Below are 22,202 nucleotides of genomic sequence, written 5' to 3'. Positions count from 1 at the left end.
GTTCCTTAGGAAGTTCCTTGGCAAGGCGGCCGAGCGCCTTCATCCCGCGACCCAGCGCCGCAGCCGCGCGGCCTCGTGCCGCCTTCCCTTTTCGCCGGTTGTGCCCATCTTACAGGCATCCCCATTCCGGGGAGTTATGGGAAACACAGATGAGCTTCATGCAGCGCAAAAGCGGCCTCCTCAAGGCGATGGCCGTGGCCCTTTCACTGGCGCTGCCGACGGTGCTCGCCGTCTCGGCGGCCGACGCCCGGATCGGCGGCGGCTCCAGCTCGGGCTCCCGCGGCACGCGCACCTTCTCCGCGCCACCTCCCACCACGACCGCGCCGGGATCGGCGTCGCAGTTCAATCGCACCATCACCCAGCCCGGCCAGCCCGGCGGCTTCAACACGGCTGCGCCGTCGCGTGGCGGGCTGTTCGGCGGCCGCGCGGGTGGCCTGCTCGGCGGCCTCGCTGCCGGCTTCCTGGGTGCCGGCCTGTTCGGCATGCTGTTCGGCGGCGGGCTCTTCTCCGGCCTCGGCGGCTTCGCCTCGATCATCGGCCTGATCCTCCAGGTCCTGCTGGTGGTGTTCCTGGTGCGCATGGCGATGGCCTGGTGGCAGCGCCGCAACCAGCCGGCCTATGCCGCCGGCCCGGCGCCGTCGCCCACCGACGGCCAGCCGAGCCTCCGCTCGGGCCTGAGCGGCCTTGGTGGTTTCGGTGGCTTCGGCAGTGGCAGCAACACGCCGCCGCTGCAGATCCTGCCCGCCGACTACGAGGCGTTCGAGCGGCTGCTCGGCGAGATCCAGTCCGCCTGGTCGAACGAGGATGTCGGCCGCCTGCGGCTGCTGTCGACGCCGGAGATGGCCTCGTATTTCGAGCGCGATCTCGAGCAGAACCAGGCCCGCGGCGTGGTCAACAAGGTCAGCGCCGTGAAGCTGCTGCAGGGTGACCTCGCCGAAGCCTGGCGCGAGAATGGCGCGGACTACGCCACGGTCGCGATGCGCTTCACTTTGGCCGACAAGACCATCGAGCGCGCCTCGGGCCGGGTGGTCGACGGCTCCGACCAGCCGCAGGAGGTCACCGAGATCTGGACCTTCCTGCGCCACGCCGGCGCCGATTGGCAGCTATCGGGAATCCAGCAGGTCAGCTGAGCCTGACTTGAGACCCTCATCAGGCGCCGCGGAGCAATCCGCGGCGCCTTTGCTTGTGGAACAATTCCCATCTCTCGCGGGCCCGATGGCGGCTGTTCCCAGGCCGATCTGAAGCGCACGGGCGGCGACGGGCTGCTATACTGCTTCGCGGCGAACTAACACCGCGTCCGTTGCGTCGTCCGAGCCGAACGTGTGGGCGCATCACTGCGAGGATGGCCCATGCGTTACGAGCTCTACTACTGGCCCATGATCCAGGGCCGCGGCGAATATGTGCGTCTCGCGCTGGAGGAGGCGGGCGCCGCCTATCGCGACGTCGCGCGCGAGGACGGCATCGGTGCGATGACGGCGATGATGGAGGCGGACAGCGACACGCCGCCCTTCGCGCCACCGTTCCTGAGAGCGGGCCGCCGCGTCATCGGCCAGACCGCCAACATCCTGCTGTTTCTCGGCAGCCGCCATGGCCTTGCGCCCAAGGCCGAAGCCGGCCAGCTCTGGGTGCATCAATTGCAGCTCACCGTGACCGACTTCGTCGTCGAGATCCACGACACGCATCATCCGCTGGGGCCGACGCTGTACTACGAGGACCAGCGTGCGCCGGCCAGGAAGCGCACCGCCGAATTCTGGGGCGAGCGGGTGCCGAAATTCCTCGGCTATTTCGAGCAGCTCCTGTCGAAAAGCGGTGGCGCCTACATCACCGGGCGCAGGCTCACTTATGTCGACCTGTCGCTGTTCCAGATCGTCGCCGGCCTGCGCTACGCGTTCCCGAAGCGCATGATGGCGTTCGAGCGCAACATCCCGAGCCTCGTCGCGCTGCATGACCGCGTCGCCAGCCGGCCGAACATCTCAGCCTATCTCGCCAGCGAGCGCCGCATCGCCTTCAACGAGGACGGCATCTTCCGCCACTACAAGGCGCTGGATGCGTGAAGGCGAAGCCCTGCGGCGCCGCGCTTGACGATGTATAAGCATTGGCTTATACATCTGCCATGATCGTCGAAGCCCAGCTGACATCCGTCATGAAGACGCTTGCCGACCCGACGCGGCGGGCCGTGTTCGAGCGCATCGCGCGCGAGGGGGAGGTGGCGGCCACCGGCCTGGTGCAGGGCTCGCGCGTGTCGCAGCCGGCGATCTCACAGCATCTCAAGGCGCTGCGCGACGCCGGGCTGGTCAGCGAACGGCGCGACGGCCGCCACAACTATTATAGCGTCGCGCCAAAAGGGCTGGCGCCGCTGGTCGACTGGCTCGGTCATTACCGCGCATTCTGGCATGAGCGTATTGCCGGCCTCGAGGCACTGTTGAAGGAGACCGAGTGATGGGTGAGACGCATGCGATCGTGGTGGAGAAGCATCTGCCCCATTCGCCCGACAAGATCTGGCGCACGCTGACCACGAGCGACCTGATCGCGAAATGGTTGATGCCGAACGACTTCGTCGCGGCCACCGGGCATCGCTTCACCTTCCGCACCAAGCCGGTGGGCGACTGGGATGGCGTCGTTCACTGCGAGGTGCTCGCCTGTGAGCCGCCGCATCTGCTCAGCTATTCCTGGAAGGGCGGTTCGGACTCCAACCCGGCCTACGGCTTACGGCTCGACAGCGTCGTGACCTGGACGTTGACGCCGGTCGAGGGCGGCACGCATCTGCGGATGGTCCATGACGGCTTCGTCTTCCCGGGCAACAAGTTTCAGTTCGACATCATGGGACAGGGGTGGAGTCGGATCGGCGATGCCATCACACGTATAGCGGCGGATGCCTGAGGCGCCGCCGCTATACGAAGTTGGCCTGAGGGTGTGGGATCGTCAGGCGAGAATGTCGACGCGCGTGCCCTGGCCGGGCGGTAGCGGCGGACGGGAGGCCTGCTTTTCAGCGGCCGCTTCGTCGCCGGTCTTGTCGGGCTTGAAGGCCTGGCTCTGCTGCGTCTGATTCCGGGTCTGCGTGTCTTGGGTCTGCGGCTTGGTCGTCTCGGTCGAGACCGGCGGCGGTGAGGGCGGCGGCGATGACGACGAAACGCTCGAAACGGACATGGTCCAGCTCCTCGCTTGGTGTTGCGATGAGCGTGGCCATCCCTGACGAAAACTTCGTCAACCAGATCGCTCGAATTGTCAGCAACTGTCGGTGGCGCGGCGAATAGTGAACGGGTCGCTGCCGCCGGCGCAGAAACGACAGGGCTATCGCGTCACCCCGGCCTATTGGTCCTTGCTGCGGCTGATCGTGATCGAGGACTCGGTCTTGGTCCGGGCGCAACGCATGTCGAGCCGGCGGTAGCGGCTGGCGACGTCGTCGCCGCGGAAGATCCCGAGCCGGCGGTAACAGCGTGTGACGCCGCGCTGCATGTCGTCCTTCGGCAAGGTGAACACGATCGCCGCCGCGCTCGCCATCAGGTCGATGAAGGCCGGCGGCGGCTTGCGGTCGGTTTTTCCGAACAATTGATTGCTGAAGTTCTTAGACGAGCAGCCGAGCGTGAGCTCGCGCGCCTTGGGATGGGCGAGATAGACCGTGCCCGCCGCGGTCTGTCCGATCTTGATGCCGTCGATGCCGTTCCTCAATTCCTTGGCGAGGTCGTCACAGCGATCGGCGCGCGCGGGCTGCGGCAGCAGAGCCGCGCCCAGAGCAAACACGATGGCAAACAGGGCCGCCCGGCCGAATGAGCAATGATACGAACGCATTTCGAATTCTCCCCGCGCCATTGAACCCGGCGCGAGGAGATCACGCAAGCGCCGATGCTCCGCCTCCGCACAAGATCATCGTGCGTGTGACACGAGTCGGGAGACGCAGTCAGATGTCGGCGAAAGCGGCGCGATCGGTCTATTGGAATAAGCAGCGGCCCTGACGCAACAGCTCTACGCCGGCGGCCAGGCGTTGACAGTCGCTATTATAGGTTTGGTAATTGCAGCCGCAGACCGGCCTGTAGATGCGAGGGCAGGCCCGCGGCTTCACCCGGCAAACGCCCCTTAGGACGAACCCCTGGCCACAATGGTCGACCGGGAGGTCGCAGAACAGGCCGAAATTGCAGGTGTTGCCGTTAAGGCCGCCGCACAAATAACCTGGACCGACCGCACCGGCGCTGCCGGGGAGCATGGTCGCGAGGCTTAGGGCGAAAGTGATTGCAAAGAACAGACCCTTTTTCATGATACCTCAGGCGCAAATGGATGGATCAACAGCTTTAGGTTTAGCAGGGTGCTGCCCTGGTTCAATTCATTTCGCCGTTCGCTCGTGACGGCGTCGAACCGCGGCGGCTTCACGCCGAGGCGATCTGCCGGGCTGTCTCGATCAGCACCTCGAACGTTTCATCAGGCGCCAAGTTCACCACGTCGTGGGCGCAGGCGACGGTGCGCACGGTCCAGGCGGGATCACTGCGCAGACGCTCGTACTGCGCCGTAAACGGTGTCGCGCTCCATCCGGTCGCGTAGACGAAGACGCGCGGTAGCTCGGGATGAGGGCGCGTCAGACGAAGCCGCTGCACGAAAGTGCCGAGCGGATGCGGCCGGCACCGGGGATCGACACCGTCGCGCGGCAGCACCGTGAGCCCGTCATGTCCGGCCTGCGCGATCACCAGCCGTCGATAGTCGTCCCCGGCAAGGTCCCACCAGGCCTGACCATCGTCCGGCGCGAACGCATCCAGGTAGATCAGCGCGGCAAGCCGCTCCGGCGCGCGATCCGCGACTCCCGAGGCCACCATGCCGCCATAGCTGTGCGCGCAGAGAATGACACCTGAGAGATCTTTGACCGCCAACAACTCCAGCACGTCAGCGATATGCGTCTCGAGGTTGATGTGCGCGCCCGGGGCAGGCGTCTCCTCGAGCCCGCTCAGGGTGATCGCATGGGCTGCATGACCGGCCTGGCAGAGACGCGCCGCGAGCGGGGCATACCACCAGCCGCCGCGCCAGCCGCCGGGAATGAGGACAAAAGTCGCCATGGTGATCCTCCGCGATGTGATGTCGAAGCGTGTCTCGATCAGCTCTCGCCTTGCAGGCTATCAGCCTTGTCAAGCCCCCCGCCTGGGCTCGCTGGACCACCCCCCGCTGCGGACCAGCCGCATGGGCGCCATCCGCAGTCCGGCCGCTTTCTTTTCCCCAAAAAGGGCTTAGAACGGCTCTATCGCCGGGTGCCTCGGACAGGCGTTTTCCGGCCCTTCAACCCACGAGTCTTCCATGAACGCGCCCACCGCTTTCCCCGACCAGTCCAAGCCCGTCCCGCCCTACAAGCACACGCCGCTGTTTCCGCTCGGGCCGGACACCACGCCCTACAAGAAGATCACGGCCGAGGGCGTGCGGGTCGAGAATGTCTTGGGCCGCGACATGCTGGTGGTGTCGCGCGACGCGTTGCGGACGCTGTCCGAGGCCGCGTTCGGCGAGATCAACCATTTCCTGCGCCCCGGCCATCTGAAGCAGCTGCGCAGCATCCTGGAGGATCCGGAGGCCAGCCCGAACGACAAGTTCGTCGCGCTCGACTTCCTGAAGAATGCCAACATCTCCGCCGGCGGCGTGCTGCCGATGTGCCAGGATACTGGCACCGCGATCATCATGGGCAAGAAGGGCTGCAACGTCATCACCGACGGTGACGACGAGGCCGCGCTGAGCCAAGGCGCGCGCGACGCATACTTGCGCCGGAACCTGCGCTACTCGCAGGTCGCGCCGCTGTCGATGTATGAAGAGAAGAACACCGCCAACAACATGCCGGCGCAGACCGAGATCTACGCCGAGGGCGAGGACGCCTACAAGTTCATGTTCATGGCCAAGGGCGGCGGCTCGGCCAACAAGAGTTTCCTGTTCCAGGCGACGCCCTCGGTGCTGACCAAGGACCGGCTGCTGGCGTTCCTGAAGGAGAAGATCCTGACGCTCGGCACCGCGGCATGCCCGCCCTATCACCTCGCCATCGTGATCGGCGGCACCTCGGCTGAATTGTGCATGAAGACGGTGAAGCTCGCCTCCGCCCGTTATCTCGACGCGCTGCCGACGCAGGGCTCCCCGGACGGCAACGCCTTCCGCGATCTCGAGATGGAGCAGGAAATCCACAAGATGACGCAGTCGCTCGGCGTCGGCGCGCAGTTCGGCGGCAAGTATTTCTGCCACGACGTCCGCGTCATCCGCATGCCGCGTCACGGCGCGAGCTTGCCGATCGGTCTCGGCGTGTCCTGCTCGGCCGACCGCCAGGTGCTCGGCAAGATCACCAAGGACGGCGTCTATCTCGAGGAGCTCGAGCATCATCCGGCGCAGTATTTGCCGGAGGTCGAGCAGGCGCTCGGCGGCGAGGTCGTCAAGATCGACCTCAACCAGCCGATGAAGGACATCCTCGCCACTCTGTCGAAGAACCCGATCAAGACGCGGTTGTCCCTGACCGGCACCATGATCGTGGCGCGCGATGCCGCCCATGCCAAGCTGCGCGAGCGCCTCGACCGTGGCGAGCCGCTGCCGGACTACTTCAAGAACCATCCGGTGTATTACGCCGGTCCGGCCAAGACTCCGGACGGCTACGCCTCCGGCGCGTTCGGCCCGACCACCGCGGGCCGCATGGATTCCTTCGTTGACCAGTTCCAGGCGGCCGGCGGCTCGATGGTGATGGTCGCCAAGGGCAACCGCGCGCCGGCGGTGCGCGAGGCCTGCAAGAAGCACGGCGGCTTCTATCTCGGCTCGATCGGCGGCGCCGCGGCGAACCTCGCCGAGCACTGCATCAAGAAGGTCGAGGTCGTCGAATATCCCGAGCTGGGCATGGAAGCCATCTGGCGCATCGAGGTCGTCGACTTCCCGGCCTTCATCATCATCGACGACAAGGGCAACGACTTCTTCAAGGAGCTGAACCTCGGCTGAGGTGAGGCGCGCGATATTTGTTGCAGCGGCCGGGAGTAATCCCGGCCGTTTATTTTGACAGTCTAGAGGAAGTCGGATCAACTAAACGAGTTAGTCCAGCACGGCGGCTAAGGATTGCCGTGACTGGCCGCTTGGTTGTTTATGGCTGCACGAATCTCGGGAATTTCTTTTAGCTGATTCAGAAGATCAGCTCGTACCTTGGTGTCGTTTCGTTCCCAAATTGTACCATGAAGCGTGAGTAACCGCTGTTGAACCGTATCCAGCTTGGTCAGTGCCCGGTCTAGGTCGGACTGGGTAATTACATAGATTGTATCGAAGTTGATTGGGATGTCTCGCGAGAGGACTTGGGAACTTTGCTGGAGGTTCACGAAATGCGTCATGTTGGTGAGCTTGTCAGCCGGTTCTCTAATTAGGAGGGCATCTTCTAACTGATCAGAATATCCCCAAGACCAGTGCGCTAGCTTGTCCCTATACTTCATGGAAGAGCGAATATCGATCTTCATGATCGCTTCTACTACATGGAAGTGATCTTCCGTTAAAGTTGCTCGTGCCGCCGAGTTTATTGTTCGAAGCTGAGCCGATCGATTCTCTAATCCGCTCCAGATGGCGAGAACCGCTTTTTGGTTTGCGTGAAGAAGCATTGCGAGAAATAGTCCGAGAAGACTCTCAATCTCCGACCATTCCGCAATGTACTGTGCTGTTCTAATGCCAACGTTTGGTCGTTTGAGCATTACTGAATTGCTGCCCCATTCAGTGGCGCAGCTAGGTTTCACGCGCGAAAGCGGCTGCATGTGAAGAACCGTCTAGCAAAGTCTTAAGTTCGGAAAGTGTGCCGATGCTACTATCTCAGCATGTATTTGTGCAAGAACATAATCCGCTCTGTTGGGGATGCTAGCAATAGCGTGTTACGTGGGAAGTGTCGATGATGATAGCTGTGACACGCAACCAACCCGTCATAGGGCTTGATGGATTGCGCAATGGTTGGGTCGCGGTCGTGATCGACGGTGCCGGGCGCGCGATCAGCTTTCCTGCTGACATATCCACCGCACTCGCAGCCCCCTTCACTCGTGCCGCCATCGACATCCCGATCGGCATGACCGACGACGGCAATCGTACCTGCGATCGCCTCGCGCGCGACAAACTCGCGCCGCACCGCTCCCGTGTCGTCACCGGCGCGCGGCGGTGGCTGTGGGACGACCACACCCATCCCGACGAGGCGAACATCGAGGCGTCGCGGCGCGGCCAGACACGCGCCTCGCGCCAGCTCTGGCACCTCGGCCGCAAGATCATGGAGGTCGACGCCTTCGTGCGCGCGCATCGCGACTGCGACATCCGCGAGGCCCATCCGGAGCTGGTGTTCCTGCGCCTCAACGGTGCGCCGCTGCCGTCGAAGAAGACGGAGCAGGGCGCTAAGCTGCGGCGCGACCTGTTAGTTGCGGCTGGCTTCGTCGAGATCGACGACTGGGTCACCCGCGCCCGTCTCGGCACCGGCGCCAAGCCCGACGACCTCCTCGACGCCTGCGCCGTAGCGCTCGCTGCCCGCGACTGCGCCGGCTGCGTGCCGGAGGGCGAGGCGCCGCGGGATGCACATGGCGTGGCGATGCAGGTCTGGTTTTGATGTGGCGTTGCCCTTGGGCCATCGAGACGAGCTAACCTCTGCCTGAAGGGGCAGGGGGGCGAATTCGGGGCCAGTCCTTCACACCGCCGTCACCGTCCGCGGGCGATCCAGTATACACTGGCACCTCGGCTGACCAACGCCGTCTCGGGGTACTGGATGTCCTGCCTTCGCGGGGCATGACGATCCTCGGGCAATTGGCGCGAGCGCCACCCCAGCGCACCGGGCCAAGGCTTGCGGGTGATTCTGATAAAAATAAATCTCTTGCTATTTTTTCGAAATCATGTTTTCCTCCCGCCATCCCGTCCCAAGCCGAGGGGCGTAGCGCGCGATCGTCACGACACGCGGGGCGGGGAGCGGTGGCCGCGATCATGTCGCAGCGTGTCTTCGGGCGCGCGGACGAACGATGTGTCGCGGACGTGAAGTCGCAGCGTCCTGACACCCCGATGCCGGTGTTACGTTCGCGACGGCGCTAACGCGCCGCGCGGATCATGGTGGCCAACAAGCCGGTGCACCAGGGAGACTGCGTATAAGCGTGAAGCCATCGCGCAGGGAAGGCCGGGCGTTTCCGGCTGCACCTGTGGTACCTGCCGCCTGCATTTTTTCTCGCAGGCGGGCCGCAGGCGTCAGCCGACGCCTGGCCTTCCCTGCGCCCTCTGCATTTTGAAGAGGGACATGTCGATGCATCCCTCGGGCGATGTTCGCTGCGAGGCTGCGTTCGCGTGTCCGGGCTGTTTGAGATGTGAAGCGGAACGAGCCGGACAAACGCTGCCGTAGGGTGGGCAAAGCGTCCGCCCGCGGGGCGGGGTGCGTGCCCACCGTCGATTGGCGCACTGCGGAGCTAATGGTGGGCACGGCGCGCGTGGGGCCGCCACGAAGCGGCGGCCGGCGTGGCGTGCCTTTGCCCACCCTTCAGAACGGTGATCAGGCCCGCGCGCCGGTGAACGGGAAGCTGCCCATGAAGCCGATGCCCATCTCGCCGGAGATGGTGTCGCCGGCGACCTTGCCCTTGAAGTCGAGCGTCAGCGGCATCGGGCTGGTGATGGAGACCTTCCAGGCGACGTCGTCGCCGTTGACGGTGCCGTCGAAGATCTCGGCGGAATCGCCCTCCGCGGCCTGGGTCCCCGTCAGCGTCGCGCCCGAGCTCTTCACGCTCAGCGTCGCGCTGCGCTCGCCCATCGGCGTATTCAAGGTCAGATTCCAGTTGCCGTCCACAGCCATCGATCGTTCTCCTGGCGTTGCCATCCCGCACCCCGAAGCACTGTTCGAGGAAGCCTCGGGGCGCCCCTATAGCGCATCTTTGCTGATAAGCCCAATACGGCGATCGGTTGCGTCACGCGCGCGCGGCCCGCAAGCGGTTGGCGACCACGAAGCGGAAGGCGACGAACTGCAGTGCAAAAGCCGCGACCTTGGCGCCGCCCGCGACCACGGTGATGTAGAGCACCCACAGCTTGATGTCGCCGGTCATGGCGACCGCGATGGTGCCGAGACCGAGCGCGAACATCAGCGCCGCCCAGGCGAAGCCGGCGACGTTGACGTATTCCGGAATGGTCTCCGCCACGATCGGCGGAACGTAGCGCAGCATCCAGCCGCGCTTGAGCATGATGAGGCCGATGGCGAAATGGCCGATCGCAGGCTTGGCGAACATGAAGCGCGGGTCGTTGGTCAGCAGCGTGACGCCGCCGAGCACGATGACGAGGCCGACGCTGGCATAGGCCATGAAGCTGAGGCTCACGCCCCTGACGCGGGCGTAGACCACCTGGACCACCGCGACGGCGACCGCGGCGGCCGTGGCCAGCACAACGTTATCGGTAGCGATATACAGGATGAAGAAGACCGCAGCCGACAGGAAGTCGGCCGTCAGTTTGGCAAACACGTCCTTCACGCACGTCTCCCTGGGGCACACCCCGTCACGAATCCTGGCCGGACATTGCGGCCGCAGTCGGTGCGGCGATGTCTTTCGTCTTACGATACTCAGGATACCAGCGCGTGAAATAAAGTGCACTGTTGCGTGCGGCAAAGGCGATGGCGAGGCCGGTCCAATAGGGCAGGCCGGGGACGTAGAGCGTCATCAGGTTGCCGACCATCATCAGCAGCGCCGACAGCGTCCAGGCGCCGGTGATGACGTAATTGGCGCGCAGAAAGCCGGGAATCGCCACGGTTTCCGGCGGGACCGCCTCGAGCGCATATTGCAGCGTGAACGGAGTGCGCAGCAGCATCGAGCCGAGCGACAGCGCGAAAATGCCGCAGTCGACCGCGAGGCGCACCGCCGAGGCGCTCAGCGTCGGGTCGATGAGGCTGAGGTAGGCGGCTACGCTTGCGAACACGATCGCCGAGCCCAGGCCGAGGATCTTGATCGAACGTCCCTTGGCGACGTCGAGCGCAATCACGGCCAGGCACATCACCGTGGCTACGGCCAGGCTGAGCGTGGCCGAGACCACCATCATCAGCGCCGCGTAGACGCCGTAGGGCGCAAGGATAAGGAAGATCGTCATGGCGTTGGTTTGGCCAATCTTTACACTGCCAAGATTGATAGGGCGCGGACGGCGCCGCGTCAAGCAAATCTTGACAGTGTCAAAATTTCGTGAGATCGCGAATTGATCCAGGCTGATCAATGGTTTGGATTTTCGCTGCCGACCCAATTGCCGTGGAAGCCATCGGGCACGCGGTGTCCGAGATGCACCAGGGCGACGGGACCGCCGCCGATGTCGGTGGCGTTGAAGACGGCGAGGTCGCTGGTGTTGGAGCCGGCGCGCCAGACCACGGTCAGCAGCCAGCCGTCGCCCTCGGCGGCATCGAGGCTGCGCGGCACGAACACCGGCTCGGACAGGGTGTCGCCGGCGGGCAGCAGGTGGGTCGCCTGGCGCGTGCCGGCGCCGTCGACATGGGCGAGCCCGGACAGCGCGCCGAACAGCGGCCCGTCCGGATTGGCGCAGGCGTACCAGCCGTGACGGCTCTTGAGCCCGGCGCGGCGGTCGTCGATGCGGGGAAATTCGCCGGTGAGGTCGTCGAGATAGGTTTGCGTGAAGCGGTCGGTGCTGCCGGCGAGGTCGAAGCTCCAGCGGCACAGCCGCGCGACCGACTTTGCCGGATCGGTCGGGCGCCCGTCGGGATGCGGAAACAGCGGCGCTTCCTCGAACTGCATGACGTCGGCGACGATGCGGCCGCCGTCCTCCCAGGCGTTCATGATGTGGAAGACGTAGCAGGCGTCACCGCGAAACCAGACGATGTCCTTGATGTCGCCGCTGCGCTTCATCACACCGACATAGGCGCCCTTGTCGGGCTCCCAGGCATAAGGCGGCTTGCCGGACATTGCGCGCTCGATGCTGCCGGTGAGCGGCAGGATTGGAAACAGCACGTGGTTGGCCGTGACGATGAAGTCGTGCACCATGCTGGCATAGGGCGCCTCGAAACGATCGATGCGCGTCAGTTTGCCGGCCGCATCGACCGTGCCGTAGGACAGCGCCGGCGTCAGCGGACCGGCGGCGTTGTAGCCGAAGAACAGCAATTCGCCGGTGACCGGATCGGTCTTCGGATGCGCGGTGAAGGCGCCGCGCAGGCGGCCGCCGAAATCGTGGTAGCCGCGGGTGGCGAGCGTGCCCGGCTCGATCTCGGTCGGCAGATGCGCCTCTTCGAGCGCGAGCAGGCGGCCGGCATGGGCGATGATGTTGGTGTTGGCGACGCCGCCATCGGTGACGTCGGCGGGCGCGTCCGCCAGCCGGCGGCCGAAGCCGCCGAACAGGGCGTGGCCGGCCTTGCGCTCGGCCTCGAATTTCGGCGTGCGGATCCAGCGGTTGCGATAGGACGCGCGGCCGTTCTCCAGATGGAAGGCGTGCAGCATGCCGTCGCCGACGAACCAGTGCGAGCCGGGCGAAGCGAATTGCGGGTTTGGGCCATTGCGATAGAGCGTGCCGTTCAGCTCACGCGGCAGCTCGCCGGTGATTGCGAGGAACGGCGCGTCGCATTCGAACGGGATCGGCGCGAGATTGCTGCGCTCCTTCCGAGTCTGCCGGGCGGTCGTCGGCGTGGCGTCGCTCATGATCGTTCCTCCACTTTATCTTTACGTTGTAAAGATAAAGCTAGCGGGCGAACATGGCGGGGTCAAGCCAAATCTTTACGCTGTCAAAATTGCTTGTATAAGGGGGCTCATGACGAGCAAGACTGAAAAGGTCCGGGCGCAGCCTCGACGCATCGCGACATCGGCGGCACGGGCGCGGGTGCGGCGGGCGGCCGGCACTGCGGGCGAGTCGGCGACGCCCTATCATCACGGCGCGCTGCGTGATGCGCTGCTGGAGGCGGCCGAGCGCGTGCTGGAGCGCGACGGGCTCGCCGGACTCACCTTGCGCGCAGTGGCGCGCGAGGCCGGCGTGTCGCATGCGGCGCCGACGCATCATTTCAAGGATCTCACCGGCCTCGTCAGCGAACTCGCCGCGATCGGCTTCACGCGCTTCAACGCCGCGATGAAGGCGGCGGGCGAGCAGCCGGGCACGCCGATCGAGCGCGCGATGGCGCGCGCCCGCGCCTATGTCGCCTATGCGCAGGCCAATCCCGGCATGTACGGGCTGATGTTCCGCACCGAGCGGCTCGACTATTCGCGTCCGTCGCTGCACGAGGCGGCCGAGGCCTCGTTCGCCGGGCTGGCGGGCTCGGTGGCCGCACGCAGCGACGGCCAGGTCGGCAACGAGGAGCTGTCGCTCGATCAGGCCGCCGCGATCGCGCGCGCCTGGTCGCTAGTGCACGGCTACACGATGCTGCTGCTCGACGGCCGTCTCGCCGACATCCTGCGCCGCTCGCCTGCTGGCACCAACGCCGAATCGCTGCTCGAGGCGATGCTGAAGGCCACCGTGCCGAAGCTGCCGCCTGGCGCGCAAGTCGCGGGATGAGGACCAGGAATGCAAGAGAAAGCGGCTTGCGGCCCGCGCAAACTGGGGACGGCTCGAAACGGCGGCCGGAAACACCTGACAGCGTCGCCAAATTATCCTAGAACGGCGGCCTCGCGAGGTTCATCTCTTCTCATCGATCATGCCTGTCATCCCGCCGACCAAACCCTATCGCATCGGCCGCTCCAAGACGGGGCTCGGCCTGTTCGCAACCCAGCCGATCAAGAAGGGCACCAAGATCGTCCGCTATTTCGGTCCGCTGCTGGATTCGAAGAAGGCGGACGAGGATGCGATCGAGAACAAATATCTGTTCGAGCTCGACAAGCGCTGGACCATCGACGGCTCGGTCCGTGAGAACGTCGCCCGCTACATCAATCATTCCTGTAAGCCGAACGCCGAGTCCGACGTCAAGCCGCGCAAGAAGAAGATCTTCATCCGGGCCATCAAGAACATCGAGCCGGGCGAGGAGATCAACTACGACTACGGCACCGACTACTTCAAAGCCTATCTGAAGCCGATCGGCTGCAAATGCGACGCCTGCGAGAAGAAGCGGGCGAAGCAGAAGGCCGAGGCGCGCGCCGAGCGGACGCGGGTGAAGGCGAAGGCCGAGAAGAAGGCGAAGAAAAAGGTCGAGAAGCCCGTCAAGGACAAGGCCAAGCAGCGGCCCAAGGCCAGAGCCAAATCGGGCGGCGAGGCTGCTCGCGGCAAGGCCAAGACCCGGCGCCCGGCTGCCAGCAATCGCGGCAAGACCAAATCCCCCCCGGCGAAGACCCTGACCAGCCGCGCCAAGGCGGCCTGAGCCGATCAGCTCGTTTCCGGGATCTCTCAGGACGGCTTGCCGAAGGCCAGCGTCGTCCAGGTGACGCCGGCAACCCGGTTCTCCGCGCCGAGCGACTCGCCATGCCGGTTGAGCTGGAGCGTCAGCCCGAGCTGCCGCGCCGGCTCAACGATCGTCTCGGCCGCGATCTCGAACATCCGGCGGCCCGGCGGCACCGGACCATGCCGCAACGTCATGATCAGCATTCCGCCGGGAGCAATCCGCGCCGCGATGTTGGGAAGCGCGCGTCGCCGCTGCTCCTCATCGAGATGCATCAGGACGGCGGTCAGCATGACGAGGTCGAACTGCTCATCACGAGCGGCCAGTGTGGCGAGCTCCGGAAGGCTGTCGTCGATCCAGGTGATCGCAGGCGAGGCATGCAGCCGCATGGCGCCGACGCGCAGCGCATCGGTCGGCTCGACGGCAACCACCTGATGTCCGAGGCCTGCAAACCACGCGGCGTCGCGCCCCGTGCCCGCTCCAATGTCGAGCACGCGTGCGGGCGTATTCGGCAGCAGATGAAGCACGGCGGCATGAACCTGTTCCGACGGGATGCTCTCGTACCGCACGAAGAGACTGTCGGCTTCAGCGGCGTAGCCTTCCGTTCCTCTCACCTGCGGCTGCATCGCTGCGATCTCCTGTCGGTCGCCGACTATGCCGAAGGTGCATTCGCCGCGCATGCTCAAATATCGGTTGGGGCGGGAGCGCCGGCCCGCGCGAGCGCGATGGCCGGCGCTCATCACCGATCGGCGTCACGCCGCTACGGTGCCGGCACTGCGGCGCAAGCCGATATATTGCAGCTCGGCGAAGACGCCGGTGCCCACCGCCTGGGCCGCGACGAAGATTTCGCCGGGCACGTTCGGTGTGACGAGGCCGGAGAACAGCAGCGCGATGCTGCCGACCGTCCATGCCGCATTGCCGGCGATGACCAGAAGGATCAGCGGCCTTGGCGCCATCGGCCGCGCGCCCAGCCAGCCGACGAAGGCCGCGTAGACGATCAGGAACAGACCGGTCTCGCGCAGCAGCGCGTCGGGCAGTTGCAGCAGCGCCGCCAGCGGCGAGGCGCCGAATGTGAGCGCGAGCCCGGCAATGCCGCTGAAGGCGGCATCGGCGAGCAGGGCGCGGCGGAGCAGGGCGGACGAGGTGATCATGTCGGGTCTCCTTTGGTTTGGGGGAGGGCAGTTCAGCGGAACCAGGCCAGGAGCTGACGGCGCAGGCGCGCCGGGCGCAGCGAGCGTGCTGCCCTTGTCTCGATGGCATAGACCTGCGCGAAGACGAGGCTGCCCGTGACGTGCAGCAGCGGCTCCGGCAGGTTGAGCGAGCGCGCCAGCAGCGATGTCGCGAGACCCGCCAGCCAGTGGCCGACTGCGGTGAAGGGAAAGGTCTCGGGATTGCGCTGCCTGCTCATCGTCATCTCCTGTGGTGAGGACGATGACCTGCGCCGGGAGGCATTTCGATTACCTGGCAGGTCATGGAGGCGCTGACGTCAGCGTGATAGGTCTTGGCCCATGAATGCACAGCTTGCTTCGGCGCGCGCCGACCGCGCCAGACCCGTTCATGTCGGTGAGCACCTGCGGCAATGGCGGCAGCGCCGGCATCTCAGCCAGCTCGATCTCGCGCTCGATGCCGAGATCTCGGCGCGCCATCTGAGCTTCGTGGAAACCGGCCGCGCCGCGCCGTCGCGCGACATGGTCCTCAAACTGGCGGAGCGACTGGACGTGCCCTTGCGCGAACGCAACGTTCTGCTGGTGGCGGCGGGCTACGCGCCCGCCTTCCAGCAGCGCCCGCTGGACGATCCGGCGCTCAAGCCCGCGCGCGAGGCGATGAACCTCGTGCTCAAGGCCCATGAGCCCAACCCTGCGCTCGCGATCGACCGGCACTGGAACCTGGTCGCGGCGAACCGGATGATCGCGCCGCTGCTGACAGGCGTCCCACCGCGGCTGCTTGCGCCGCCGCTCAACGTGCTGCGCGTGGCGCTGCATCCGGAGGGGCTCGCAGCGCGGACGGTGAATCTCGCCGAATGGTCCGGACATCTGCTCGAGCGGCTGCACCGGCAATGCGAGGCGACGGCGGATGCCGATTTGCTGAAGCTCTATCAGGAGCTGAAGTCCTATCCGTTCCCGGCGCGATCGGCGCCGCTCGTGGCCGACAGCGTCGCGATCCCGCTGCGGCTGCGGGTCGGGACCGACGTGCTGAGCTTCTTCTCGACGACGATGGTGTTCGGCACGCCGGTCGACATCACGTTGTCGGAGCTGGCGCTGGAGACCTTCTTTCCGGCCGATGAGCTCACGGCCATCAGGCTGAAGGAGATGGTTACCTCGCCGTGACCGCGCTTGTCTCGGCGATGCAGAGGCTTATCTTGCGCGGATCGCAAGCGAACCTGGAGCGAGGCGCATGAGCACCTTGAAGCCGCTGATCATTGATGTCGTCTCCGACGTCGTCTGTCCCTGGTGCTACATCGGCAAGAAGCGCATCGAGGACGCGCTGGAGCTCGTGCCGGACGTCCCGGTCGAGGTGAATTTCCGGCCGTTCTTCCTCAATCCCTGGGTGCCGCGCGAGGGCATCAGCCGCGAGCAGTACCTGACGACCAAGTTCGGATCGGTCGAGGCCTACAAGGGCATCGCGGGCCGCGTGGTAGCGGCCGCGGAGCAGGAGGGGCTGAGCTATCATCCCGATCGTGTTGCCCGTCAGCCCAACACGATCGATTGTCATCGCTTGATCCGCTGGGCGGGCGAGATCGGCAAGGCGCCCGAGATGAAGCAGCGGCTGATGGAATTGTATTTCCGCGACGGCGGCGACCTCACCGACGTCGAGGTGCTGGTGCAGGCCGCCGCGGATTGCGGGCTCGATGCCCAGGTGGTCCGCAAGATGCTGGCGACCGACGAGGATGTGGCGCTGGTCTCTGCCCAGGCGCAGGAGGCCGCAGAGAAGGGCATCTCCGGAGTTCCGACCTACGTCTTCGCGCAGAAATACGCCATCTCCGGTGCGCAGGATCCGCAGATGCTGGCCCGTGCCATCCGGCAGGTGTCGGCGGAGGTCAACGCCGAGGCGGCTGAGTAGTCGGCCGGCGCCTTCGGATAGCGCGGATCGCATGCACCGCGCGACGTGTGATGGCCAGGCCTTCGCGTCGTGCCGTCAACGCAGCGTGGATCAGCTCGACGATCGGATCGCGCGCGTAGAGCGGGATCAGCACGTCACCGATGGCGAGGCGCTCGCGCCAGATCGGGTTGATCATGGGATGGTCGGGACCGGCAGTGGAGTCGGCGGCGTTGATCTTCGGATCCGCGCAAAGGTGCCGTGTCAGGTCGAGCGTCAGCTGGACACCGGGCGAGTATTTCGCGAAGCGCTCGTCGACGCCGAGCTTGAAGAAGAAGGCGCGGTCCTGATGGCGCAACACGACGCCCGCGGCGACGGCGGTGTCGCCCGCCCGGAGGCTGATGATCTCGCAGGCCTCGTGCTGCGCAAGCGCGGGTGCCGCGCGTCGGATGAACGTCGCGTCGCCGTCGTGCTGGATCAGCGCAGTGCCGCGGCGTCCCTTCCAGCCGCTCGCCTCCAGGACCAGAAACGTCTCCAGCGCAGCGGAGACGTCGCCGGGAGAGCGCGCGACCTCGAAGCGAACCGCGCCATGCTCGGCCAGCCGATGACGCAGGCGGCGCAACTCCTTCAGCTTCTTGGCGCCGAGCGCGTCATGCAGCACTTGGTCGGCGTCCCCGGTCGCATCGAGAAAGGCTCTTTCATAGCAATGCAGCATGCGCGGGCGCAGGCCGCCGCGACGAAGGGCCGCGTCGAACGCCTGCATCACGGAGCCTGCCAGCGACATGTCGCGCAGCAGCACGGCGCGAGCGCCTGTTCGTCGCGCTCCGTCGAGCATCTGCGCCGCAGCCGGCTCCGCGCTCCCTGCGTCGAGCAGCGGCGTGCACAAAGTGCCGTAGGGATGGCCACTGGCGAGCGCGGGCAGTGGAAGCCTGCAGGCATGCCATAGGGAGGTCGTGGGCATCAGGCCGATGAGGCGCGAGGGCTGATCGTCGTCCCATGAGCACAGCGCCGATGTTCCGGTGCGGCCGCGCGCCGTGGCGTTCACCGCGCGTTCCCAGCCGGGCAGGTAATAGCCGTTCGGTTCGCGCGCACGCTCCGCCAGATCCTGCCATGCCCGCGGTAAAACCGTCTCGAGCGGCACCAGGTGGGCGGCGCGCACGCGCGCGAGCGGATCGGCCTGGTGGTCCCTTGCCGTCGATGAAGCAGTCGCAATCGCGCGATCGATGATCTCGGCCACGTCCCGATGGTCCCCTCGCGGCGCGGACAACCCGCACCGCGCGGGCGACACTAGCGCAAAGCTGACAAGAGACACTTGACGTTGGCAGACAATTCGAATCGATGCGTTAACGGTCGGTTCAGCCTAATCGCCGGCTGCGATCAGCGGATCAGCGCCACCTCGCGGAAGGCGCCGATCAGGGGCTTCTCGAGCTTGCCCTCCATCTCCTGGAGGATCTCATAGGCCTTCTCGCGCGTCATCACCGGCTTGTAGCTGCGATATTCGATCAGCGCAGAGAAGATGTCGGAGATGGTGAGGATGCGTGTCAGATCTGGAATGTTGTCGGCCATCAGCCCATCGGGATAGCCGCTGCCGTCGAGAAATTCGTGATGGTGGCGCACCGCCTTGAGCACTTCGTCGGTGATCGCTGCGTTGTCCTTCAGCGCTTCGTAGCCGGCCACGGGATGGGTTTCCACCAGCGTGCGTTCCTTGACATCGAGCCGTCCCGGCTTGTCGAGAATGGTCAGCGGGATTTTGGCCTTGCCGATGTCGTGGAACATCGCGGCCATGTAGAGACGCTCCAGATCGGAACTGTGGACGCCGAGGCTCAAGCCGAAATCCACGGTGATGCCGGTCACCAGCAGGCAGTGCTGATAGGTGCCTTCGTGATGGCGGCGAACGGTGGCGAGCCAATCGGACAGACCGTTTTCCGCTATACAGCCGGCGATCCGCTTGCCCGCCCGCCGGGTCTCCTCGACGTCGATCGCTGCACCGCCCAGCACGGCTGCAAACATCGAGGCGATGCAGGACGCGCCGGCAAATGCGGCCTGTCGGTCGTCGACCGCGATGCTCTTGGCCGCAGAACCGGGGCGCACATCGAGCAGCTTTCCGAGCAACTGATTGCGGCTCGGCATGCTCGACAGCACGCTCGTCGCGCCGAGCGCATAGGCCTGGACCGTCGACAGACGAGATTTGTTGTTGGTCAGGAAGATCCGCCGCGGAATACGCGAGAGCCGGTCGGAGATCTCCTTCAATGCGGTGATGTTGTCGACGCGGCGCAGATCGGCGGCCACGACGATCGCGTCGATGTCTCCGCCTTTGAAGTAGGCGTCACCGATCAGTTCAGATGTGAGCGAGCAGCGCTCGGCCAGCATGCCGCGAAGCAGAGCGAGCTTGGCTGTGTCATCGCCGACGAGGTGAACGTTCATGGAAAGCCAGGTCCAGGGTCATTCCGCGCCTTTTGCGAACCAGATGTTCCGCAGGAATCGTTAAATTTGAGCCATTCGTTCGCTGTGCGGTTGCGGAATTGCGTTAGCTAAGAACTAACAATCCGCAACCGATGCGGTAGCCCGTTCCTGCACGCCAACTGACGTGGCGAGTTCCAGTCGACGTGGCGGATCCAGATCGCCTTCGGGTCAAAATCACTTCGTCGGCAGGACGGCTTTGTAATCTTCAGAAACACAGTCGTCGGCGGACGCCGCGCGTCGCCGGTCGATGATCTCGTTGTGCCTGATCGTGAGCCGATAGGTCTGGCGCCGGAGCACGGCGCCGCTCACCGAGATGATTCCGGCCCGCACGCAGGCGGTCCATGTATCGCCGGCATCGGTCTGTCGGGCGGATGTGGCCTCGAGATCGCGCGGCAGCGTCGTTGCGACGAAGATCATGTCGAGATTCTTGCGCACCAGAAGTGCGACATCCGGCGCGGCTTCGGGTTGCGGCGGCGCGGGCGCCTTGGCGCGCATGAAGGCCGGCAGGCGCGCATTGCTGTCGGCGGCGCAGCCGGCCAGAAGCAGGGCCGAGAGCAGCCCCACCTGTGACGCAATCCGCCGCATGTATCATCGCCCCCATTGCGGCGCGCACGCTAGCCAGCGATCGCGGCATTGCTACGGGGATCTCGTGCAGCAACGATGTCCGGCCGCGGGCGGATGCAGCAAGGGCGCGAACGGCGCCGGCCGTGCGGCATCGTGCTCACCGGATTGTGCCCGTCGGGATGAACCGGGTCACGAACCGGCCCGACCAACAGGCACGCCATGAGCAGATTGGAGGTCCCATGTTTCGGCACGCTCTCAGGGCTGCATTGCTCGCCGGCGGCCTGTTTGCCGGCCTCACTCCCGCATTGGCCGAAACCAGCAGGCTGGCGCTGGTGATCGGGCAGTCGGCCTATCGTTCGGTGACGCCGCTGCCGAATCCCGCCAACGACGCCAAGGTCATGGCGCAGATGCTGGGGGAGGCGGGGTTCGAGGTGACGACGGCCGCCGATCTGTCGCAGAGGGACCTCAACAGGGAGGTGGGCGACTTTGCCGCCAAGATCGCGGCCAAGGGACCCGACACGGTCGCGCTGGTGTTCTATGCCGGCCACGGCCTGCAGATCGATGGCGAGAACTATCTCGTGCCCGTCGACGTGGATCCGCGACGTGAAGCCGACATTCCGCTGCAGGCCGTGCGTCTCAACGATCTCCTGAACACGCTGAATTCTGTGCCGAGCCGGATGCGCATCCTGCTGCTCGATGCCTGCCGCAACAATCCGTTTCCTGCCATCAGTCAGAACGCGGGCCGGGGCCTTGCGCTGGTGGACACCAAGACCGGAGCACCGGGCACGTTCCTCTCCTACTCGACCTCGCCTGGCGCAGAAGCCGAGGATGGCACCGGCGCCAACAGCCCCTACACCACGGCGCTGCTGCAGGCGGCGCGGGAACCGGGCCTTCCGATCGAGCAGGCGTTCAAGCGCGTGCGCGTCGCGGTGAACAAGGTCACCGAGGGTCGGCAGACGCCGTGGGATTCGTCGTCCTTGACGGAGGATTTTCGCTTCGTGGTGTCGGCGGATGCGGGCGCTGCCAATGCCGGCCCGCGGCCGGTCGTCGCCAAGCGCAGCGTCGACGAATGGAAGCGCAACCTGCAGGGCAAGCCGATCGAGGCCGCCAACGAGATCATCGTCGGCGACGGCAGCGTCGAGGCGTATGAGGCCTTCGTGGCGCTCTACACCGCGCCGCCCTATGGCCCGCAGGCGCGCGAATGGCTCGACCTCCACAACAGGATGGCAGCCTGGAACGAGGCGGTGCTGATCAATACGGTGGCGTCCTATCAGGGCTTTCTCGACCGCTATCCGAACAGCGACCTGACCCCGACCGCGCGCAAGCTGATCGAGCGCTTGCGCAACCGGCCCGTGGTGACGCCGGTGGTGGCGGCCGCCAACGCGGCGATCCCGGCCGCCGCTCCGGCAACCCCGCCGGTCGTGCCGGCCGTTGCCGCGGCTGGTCCCACCTGTCCATGCTCGCAGACGCCTCCGCCGGCCCGGAAGTCCGAGACGCAGAAGCGGGTCGAAGAGAAGCCGGCCCGAAAGCGCGACGAGGATCCGCCCAGGCGCGCCAGCCGCACACCCCGTCGCGACCCAGATGATGTCGTCGTCTATGCGCCGCCGCCTCCGCCGCGCGAGTATTATGGACCGCCGGTGCGCGTGGCGCCGCCGGTCAGTATCGGGATCGGCATCGGCGGTGGCTATGGCGGTGGTTATGGGCGGGCTCCGCAGAGCTATCCGACACGGCGTGGTTACGGCTACTGAAGCTCGCTGACCTCTGCGCATCGATGTGGCCGTCCGCAGGGGCGGCCACCGACGTTTGAGAGGTTCGTTCGGGTCATCCTCTCGGTTCCGCCATCCGTCATCGCCCACCACCACTCGTCCCGCGGATGCCGCCGCCCGTCCCATCCCGC

At 65.6% G+C, this 22,202-nt stretch carries 26 protein-coding genes and 1 pseudogene; 12 read left to right on the top strand and 15 right to left on the bottom strand.

Features of this window, described 5'->3' with window-relative positions; all coding sequences use genetic code 11:
• Positions 1-158 precede the first annotated feature (158 nt).
• The 5 genes and pseudogenes from QX121_RS18145 (at position 159) to QX121_RS18125 (ending at position 2,880) form a co-directional block, all read left to right on the top strand.
• Positions 159-1,130 carry a Tim44 domain-containing protein gene (locus tag QX121_RS18145; protein ID WP_315812676.1) on the top strand — a complete coding sequence of 324 codons (972 nt, stop codon included), beginning with the start codon at positions 159-161 and terminating at the stop codon, positions 1,128-1,130.
• Positions 1,131-1,186: 56 nt separating this feature from the next.
• Positions 1,187-1,289, top strand: a pseudogene (locus QX121_RS18140) (lectin); the annotation flags it as partial.
• A gap of 60 nt (positions 1,290-1,349) precedes the next feature.
• Positions 1,350-2,054 (top strand): glutathione S-transferase, encoded by a 705-nt coding sequence (locus QX121_RS18135; protein WP_315738757.1) that lies wholly within the window; start codon positions 1,350-1,352, stop codon positions 2,052-2,054.
• Between the two features lie 59 nt (positions 2,055-2,113).
• On the top strand, positions 2,114-2,440 hold the full coding sequence (locus QX121_RS18130; protein ID WP_315756586.1) for a metalloregulator ArsR/SmtB family transcription factor: 327 nt from the start codon (positions 2,114-2,116) through the stop codon (positions 2,438-2,440).
• Positions 2,440-2,880 (top strand): SRPBCC domain-containing protein, encoded by a 441-nt coding sequence (locus QX121_RS18125; RefSeq protein WP_315756547.1) that lies wholly within the window; start codon positions 2,440-2,442, stop codon positions 2,878-2,880. The genes QX121_RS18130 and QX121_RS18125 overlap by 1 nt, the downstream gene beginning before the upstream one ends.
• Before the next feature lie 42 nt (positions 2,881-2,922).
• Here the strand turns inward: QX121_RS18125 and QX121_RS18120 are convergent, their stop codons facing one another.
• From QX121_RS18120 to QX121_RS18105, 4 genes are all read right to left on the bottom strand, one after another.
• A complete protein-coding gene (locus tag QX121_RS18120) occupies positions 2,923-3,147 on the bottom strand; it encodes a hypothetical protein (RefSeq protein WP_315738755.1) in 225 nt (74 codons plus the stop codon).
• A gap of 162 nt (positions 3,148-3,309) precedes the next feature.
• Positions 3,310-3,789, bottom strand: coding sequence for a hypothetical protein (locus tag QX121_RS18115; protein WP_315812658.1), 480 nt, complete (start codon positions 3,787-3,789; stop codon positions 3,310-3,312).
• A 139-nt stretch (positions 3,790-3,928) separates the two neighbouring features.
• Positions 3,929-4,201 (bottom strand): Kazal-type serine protease inhibitor domain-containing protein, encoded by a 273-nt coding sequence (locus tag QX121_RS18110; protein ID WP_315812675.1) that lies wholly within the window; start codon positions 4,199-4,201, stop codon positions 3,929-3,931.
• A 160-nt stretch (positions 4,202-4,361) separates the two neighbouring features.
• Positions 4,362-5,039, bottom strand: coding sequence for an alpha/beta hydrolase (locus QX121_RS18105; protein ID WP_315812657.1), 678 nt, complete (start codon positions 5,037-5,039; stop codon positions 4,362-4,364).
• A gap of 235 nt (positions 5,040-5,274) precedes the next feature.
• On the opposite strand from QX121_RS18105, the gene QX121_RS18100 reads away from it, so the two are divergent.
• Complete coding sequence (locus tag QX121_RS18100; RefSeq protein WP_315786412.1) at positions 5,275-6,930, top strand: fumarate hydratase; 1,656 nt, start codon at positions 5,275-5,277, stop codon at positions 6,928-6,930.
• Positions 6,931-7,037: 107 nt separating this feature from the next.
• Here QX121_RS18100 and QX121_RS18095 read toward each other — a convergent pair whose 3' ends face one another.
• Positions 7,038-7,721, bottom strand: a complete 684-nt coding sequence (locus QX121_RS18095; RefSeq protein ID WP_315812656.1) for a hypothetical protein — start codon at positions 7,719-7,721, stop codon at positions 7,038-7,040.
• A gap of 179 nt (positions 7,722-7,900) precedes the next feature.
• On the opposite strand from QX121_RS18095, the gene QX121_RS18090 reads away from it, so the two are divergent.
• Positions 7,901-8,548, top strand: a complete 648-nt coding sequence (locus QX121_RS18090) for a DUF429 domain-containing protein (protein ID WP_315812655.1) — start codon at positions 7,901-7,903, stop codon at positions 8,546-8,548.
• Positions 8,549-9,469: 921 nt separating this feature from the next.
• On the opposite strand, the gene QX121_RS18085 is transcribed toward QX121_RS18090, so the two are convergent.
• The 4 genes from QX121_RS18085 to QX121_RS18070 form a co-directional block, all read right to left on the bottom strand.
• On the bottom strand, positions 9,470-9,766 hold the full coding sequence (locus tag QX121_RS18085; protein ID WP_315739925.1) for a hypothetical protein: 297 nt from the start codon (positions 9,764-9,766) through the stop codon (positions 9,470-9,472).
• Positions 9,767-9,878: 112 nt separating this feature from the next.
• Positions 9,879-10,430, bottom strand: a complete 552-nt coding sequence (locus tag QX121_RS18080; RefSeq protein WP_315739924.1) for a septation protein IspZ — start codon at positions 10,428-10,430, stop codon at positions 9,879-9,881.
• Positions 10,431-10,455: 25 nt separating this feature from the next.
• Complete coding sequence (locus QX121_RS18075) at positions 10,456-11,040, bottom strand: hypothetical protein (RefSeq protein WP_315777516.1); 585 nt, start codon at positions 11,038-11,040, stop codon at positions 10,456-10,458.
• Positions 11,041-11,156: 116 nt separating this feature from the next.
• Positions 11,157-12,584 carry a carotenoid oxygenase family protein gene (locus QX121_RS18070; protein WP_315812654.1) on the bottom strand — a complete coding sequence of 476 codons (1,428 nt, stop codon included), beginning with the start codon at positions 12,582-12,584 and terminating at the stop codon, positions 11,157-11,159.
• 109 nt (positions 12,585-12,693) lie between these two features.
• Between QX121_RS18070 and QX121_RS18065 the strand changes: the two genes are divergently transcribed.
• A complete protein-coding gene (locus QX121_RS18065; RefSeq protein WP_315812653.1) occupies positions 12,694-13,428 on the top strand; it encodes a TetR/AcrR family transcriptional regulator in 735 nt (244 codons plus the stop codon).
• 139 nt (positions 13,429-13,567) lie between these two features.
• Positions 13,568-14,224, top strand: coding sequence for an SET domain-containing protein (locus QX121_RS18060; protein ID WP_315812652.1), 657 nt, complete (start codon positions 13,568-13,570; stop codon positions 14,222-14,224).
• Positions 14,225-14,250: 26 nt separating this feature from the next.
• On the opposite strand, the gene QX121_RS18055 is transcribed toward QX121_RS18060, so the two are convergent.
• The 3 genes from QX121_RS18055 to QX121_RS18045 all read right to left on the bottom strand — a co-directional run bounded on the left by QX121_RS18055 (position 14,251) and on the right by QX121_RS18045 (position 15,650).
• Positions 14,251-14,868, bottom strand: a complete 618-nt coding sequence (locus tag QX121_RS18055; RefSeq protein WP_315812651.1) for a class I SAM-dependent methyltransferase — start codon at positions 14,866-14,868, stop codon at positions 14,251-14,253.
• A gap of 126 nt (positions 14,869-14,994) precedes the next feature.
• Positions 14,995-15,393 carry a hypothetical protein gene (locus tag QX121_RS18050; RefSeq protein ID WP_315812650.1) on the bottom strand — a complete coding sequence of 133 codons (399 nt, stop codon included), beginning with the start codon at positions 15,391-15,393 and terminating at the stop codon, positions 14,995-14,997.
• Positions 15,394-15,425: 32 nt separating this feature from the next.
• Positions 15,426-15,650: a hypothetical protein gene (locus QX121_RS18045; protein WP_315739917.1), complete on the bottom strand. Its 225-nt coding sequence runs from the start codon at positions 15,648-15,650 to the stop codon at positions 15,426-15,428.
• Between the two features lie 100 nt (positions 15,651-15,750).
• On the opposite strand from QX121_RS18045, the gene QX121_RS18040 reads away from it, so the two are divergent.
• Positions 15,751-16,569 (top strand): helix-turn-helix transcriptional regulator, encoded by an 819-nt coding sequence (locus QX121_RS18040; protein WP_315812649.1) that lies wholly within the window; start codon positions 15,751-15,753, stop codon positions 16,567-16,569.
• Between the two features lie 67 nt (positions 16,570-16,636).
• Positions 16,637-17,302, top strand: coding sequence for a DsbA family oxidoreductase (locus QX121_RS18035; RefSeq protein WP_315812648.1), 666 nt, complete (start codon positions 16,637-16,639; stop codon positions 17,300-17,302).
• Here QX121_RS18035 and QX121_RS18030 read toward each other — a convergent pair.
• The 3 genes from QX121_RS18030 to QX121_RS18020 form a co-directional block, all read right to left on the bottom strand.
• Positions 17,280-18,515: a GNAT family N-acetyltransferase gene (locus QX121_RS18030; protein ID WP_409999349.1), complete on the bottom strand. Its 1,236-nt coding sequence runs from the start codon at positions 18,513-18,515 to the stop codon at positions 17,280-17,282. The two genes, QX121_RS18035 and QX121_RS18030, sit on opposite strands and share 23 nt — an antisense overlap.
• A 140-nt stretch (positions 18,516-18,655) precedes the next feature.
• Complete coding sequence (locus QX121_RS18025) at positions 18,656-19,702, bottom strand: HD-GYP domain-containing protein (protein WP_315812647.1); 1,047 nt, start codon at positions 19,700-19,702, stop codon at positions 18,656-18,658.
• 213 nt (positions 19,703-19,915) lie between these two features.
• The gene (locus QX121_RS18020) at positions 19,916-20,326 is read right to left on the bottom strand and encodes a hypothetical protein (protein WP_315812646.1); all 411 of its coding nucleotides are present in this window, start codon (positions 20,324-20,326) and stop codon (positions 19,916-19,918) included.
• Between the two features lie 218 nt (positions 20,327-20,544).
• Here QX121_RS18020 and QX121_RS18015 point away from each other — a divergent pair, with 218 nt between their 5' ends.
• Positions 20,545-22,053 (top strand): caspase family protein, encoded by a 1,509-nt coding sequence (locus tag QX121_RS18015; protein WP_315812645.1) that lies wholly within the window; start codon positions 20,545-20,547, stop codon positions 22,051-22,053.
• The last annotated feature ends 149 nt before the right edge of the window (positions 22,054-22,202 follow it).

It is taken from the genome of Bradyrhizobium sp. SZCCHNR2028 (assembly GCF_032380995.1).
Taxonomy (GTDB): domain Bacteria; phylum Pseudomonadota; class Alphaproteobacteria; order Rhizobiales; family Xanthobacteraceae; genus Bradyrhizobium.
The sequence above is the reverse complement of the archived record's forward strand: the minus strand, read 5'-3'. Positions and strand labels throughout refer to the sequence as shown.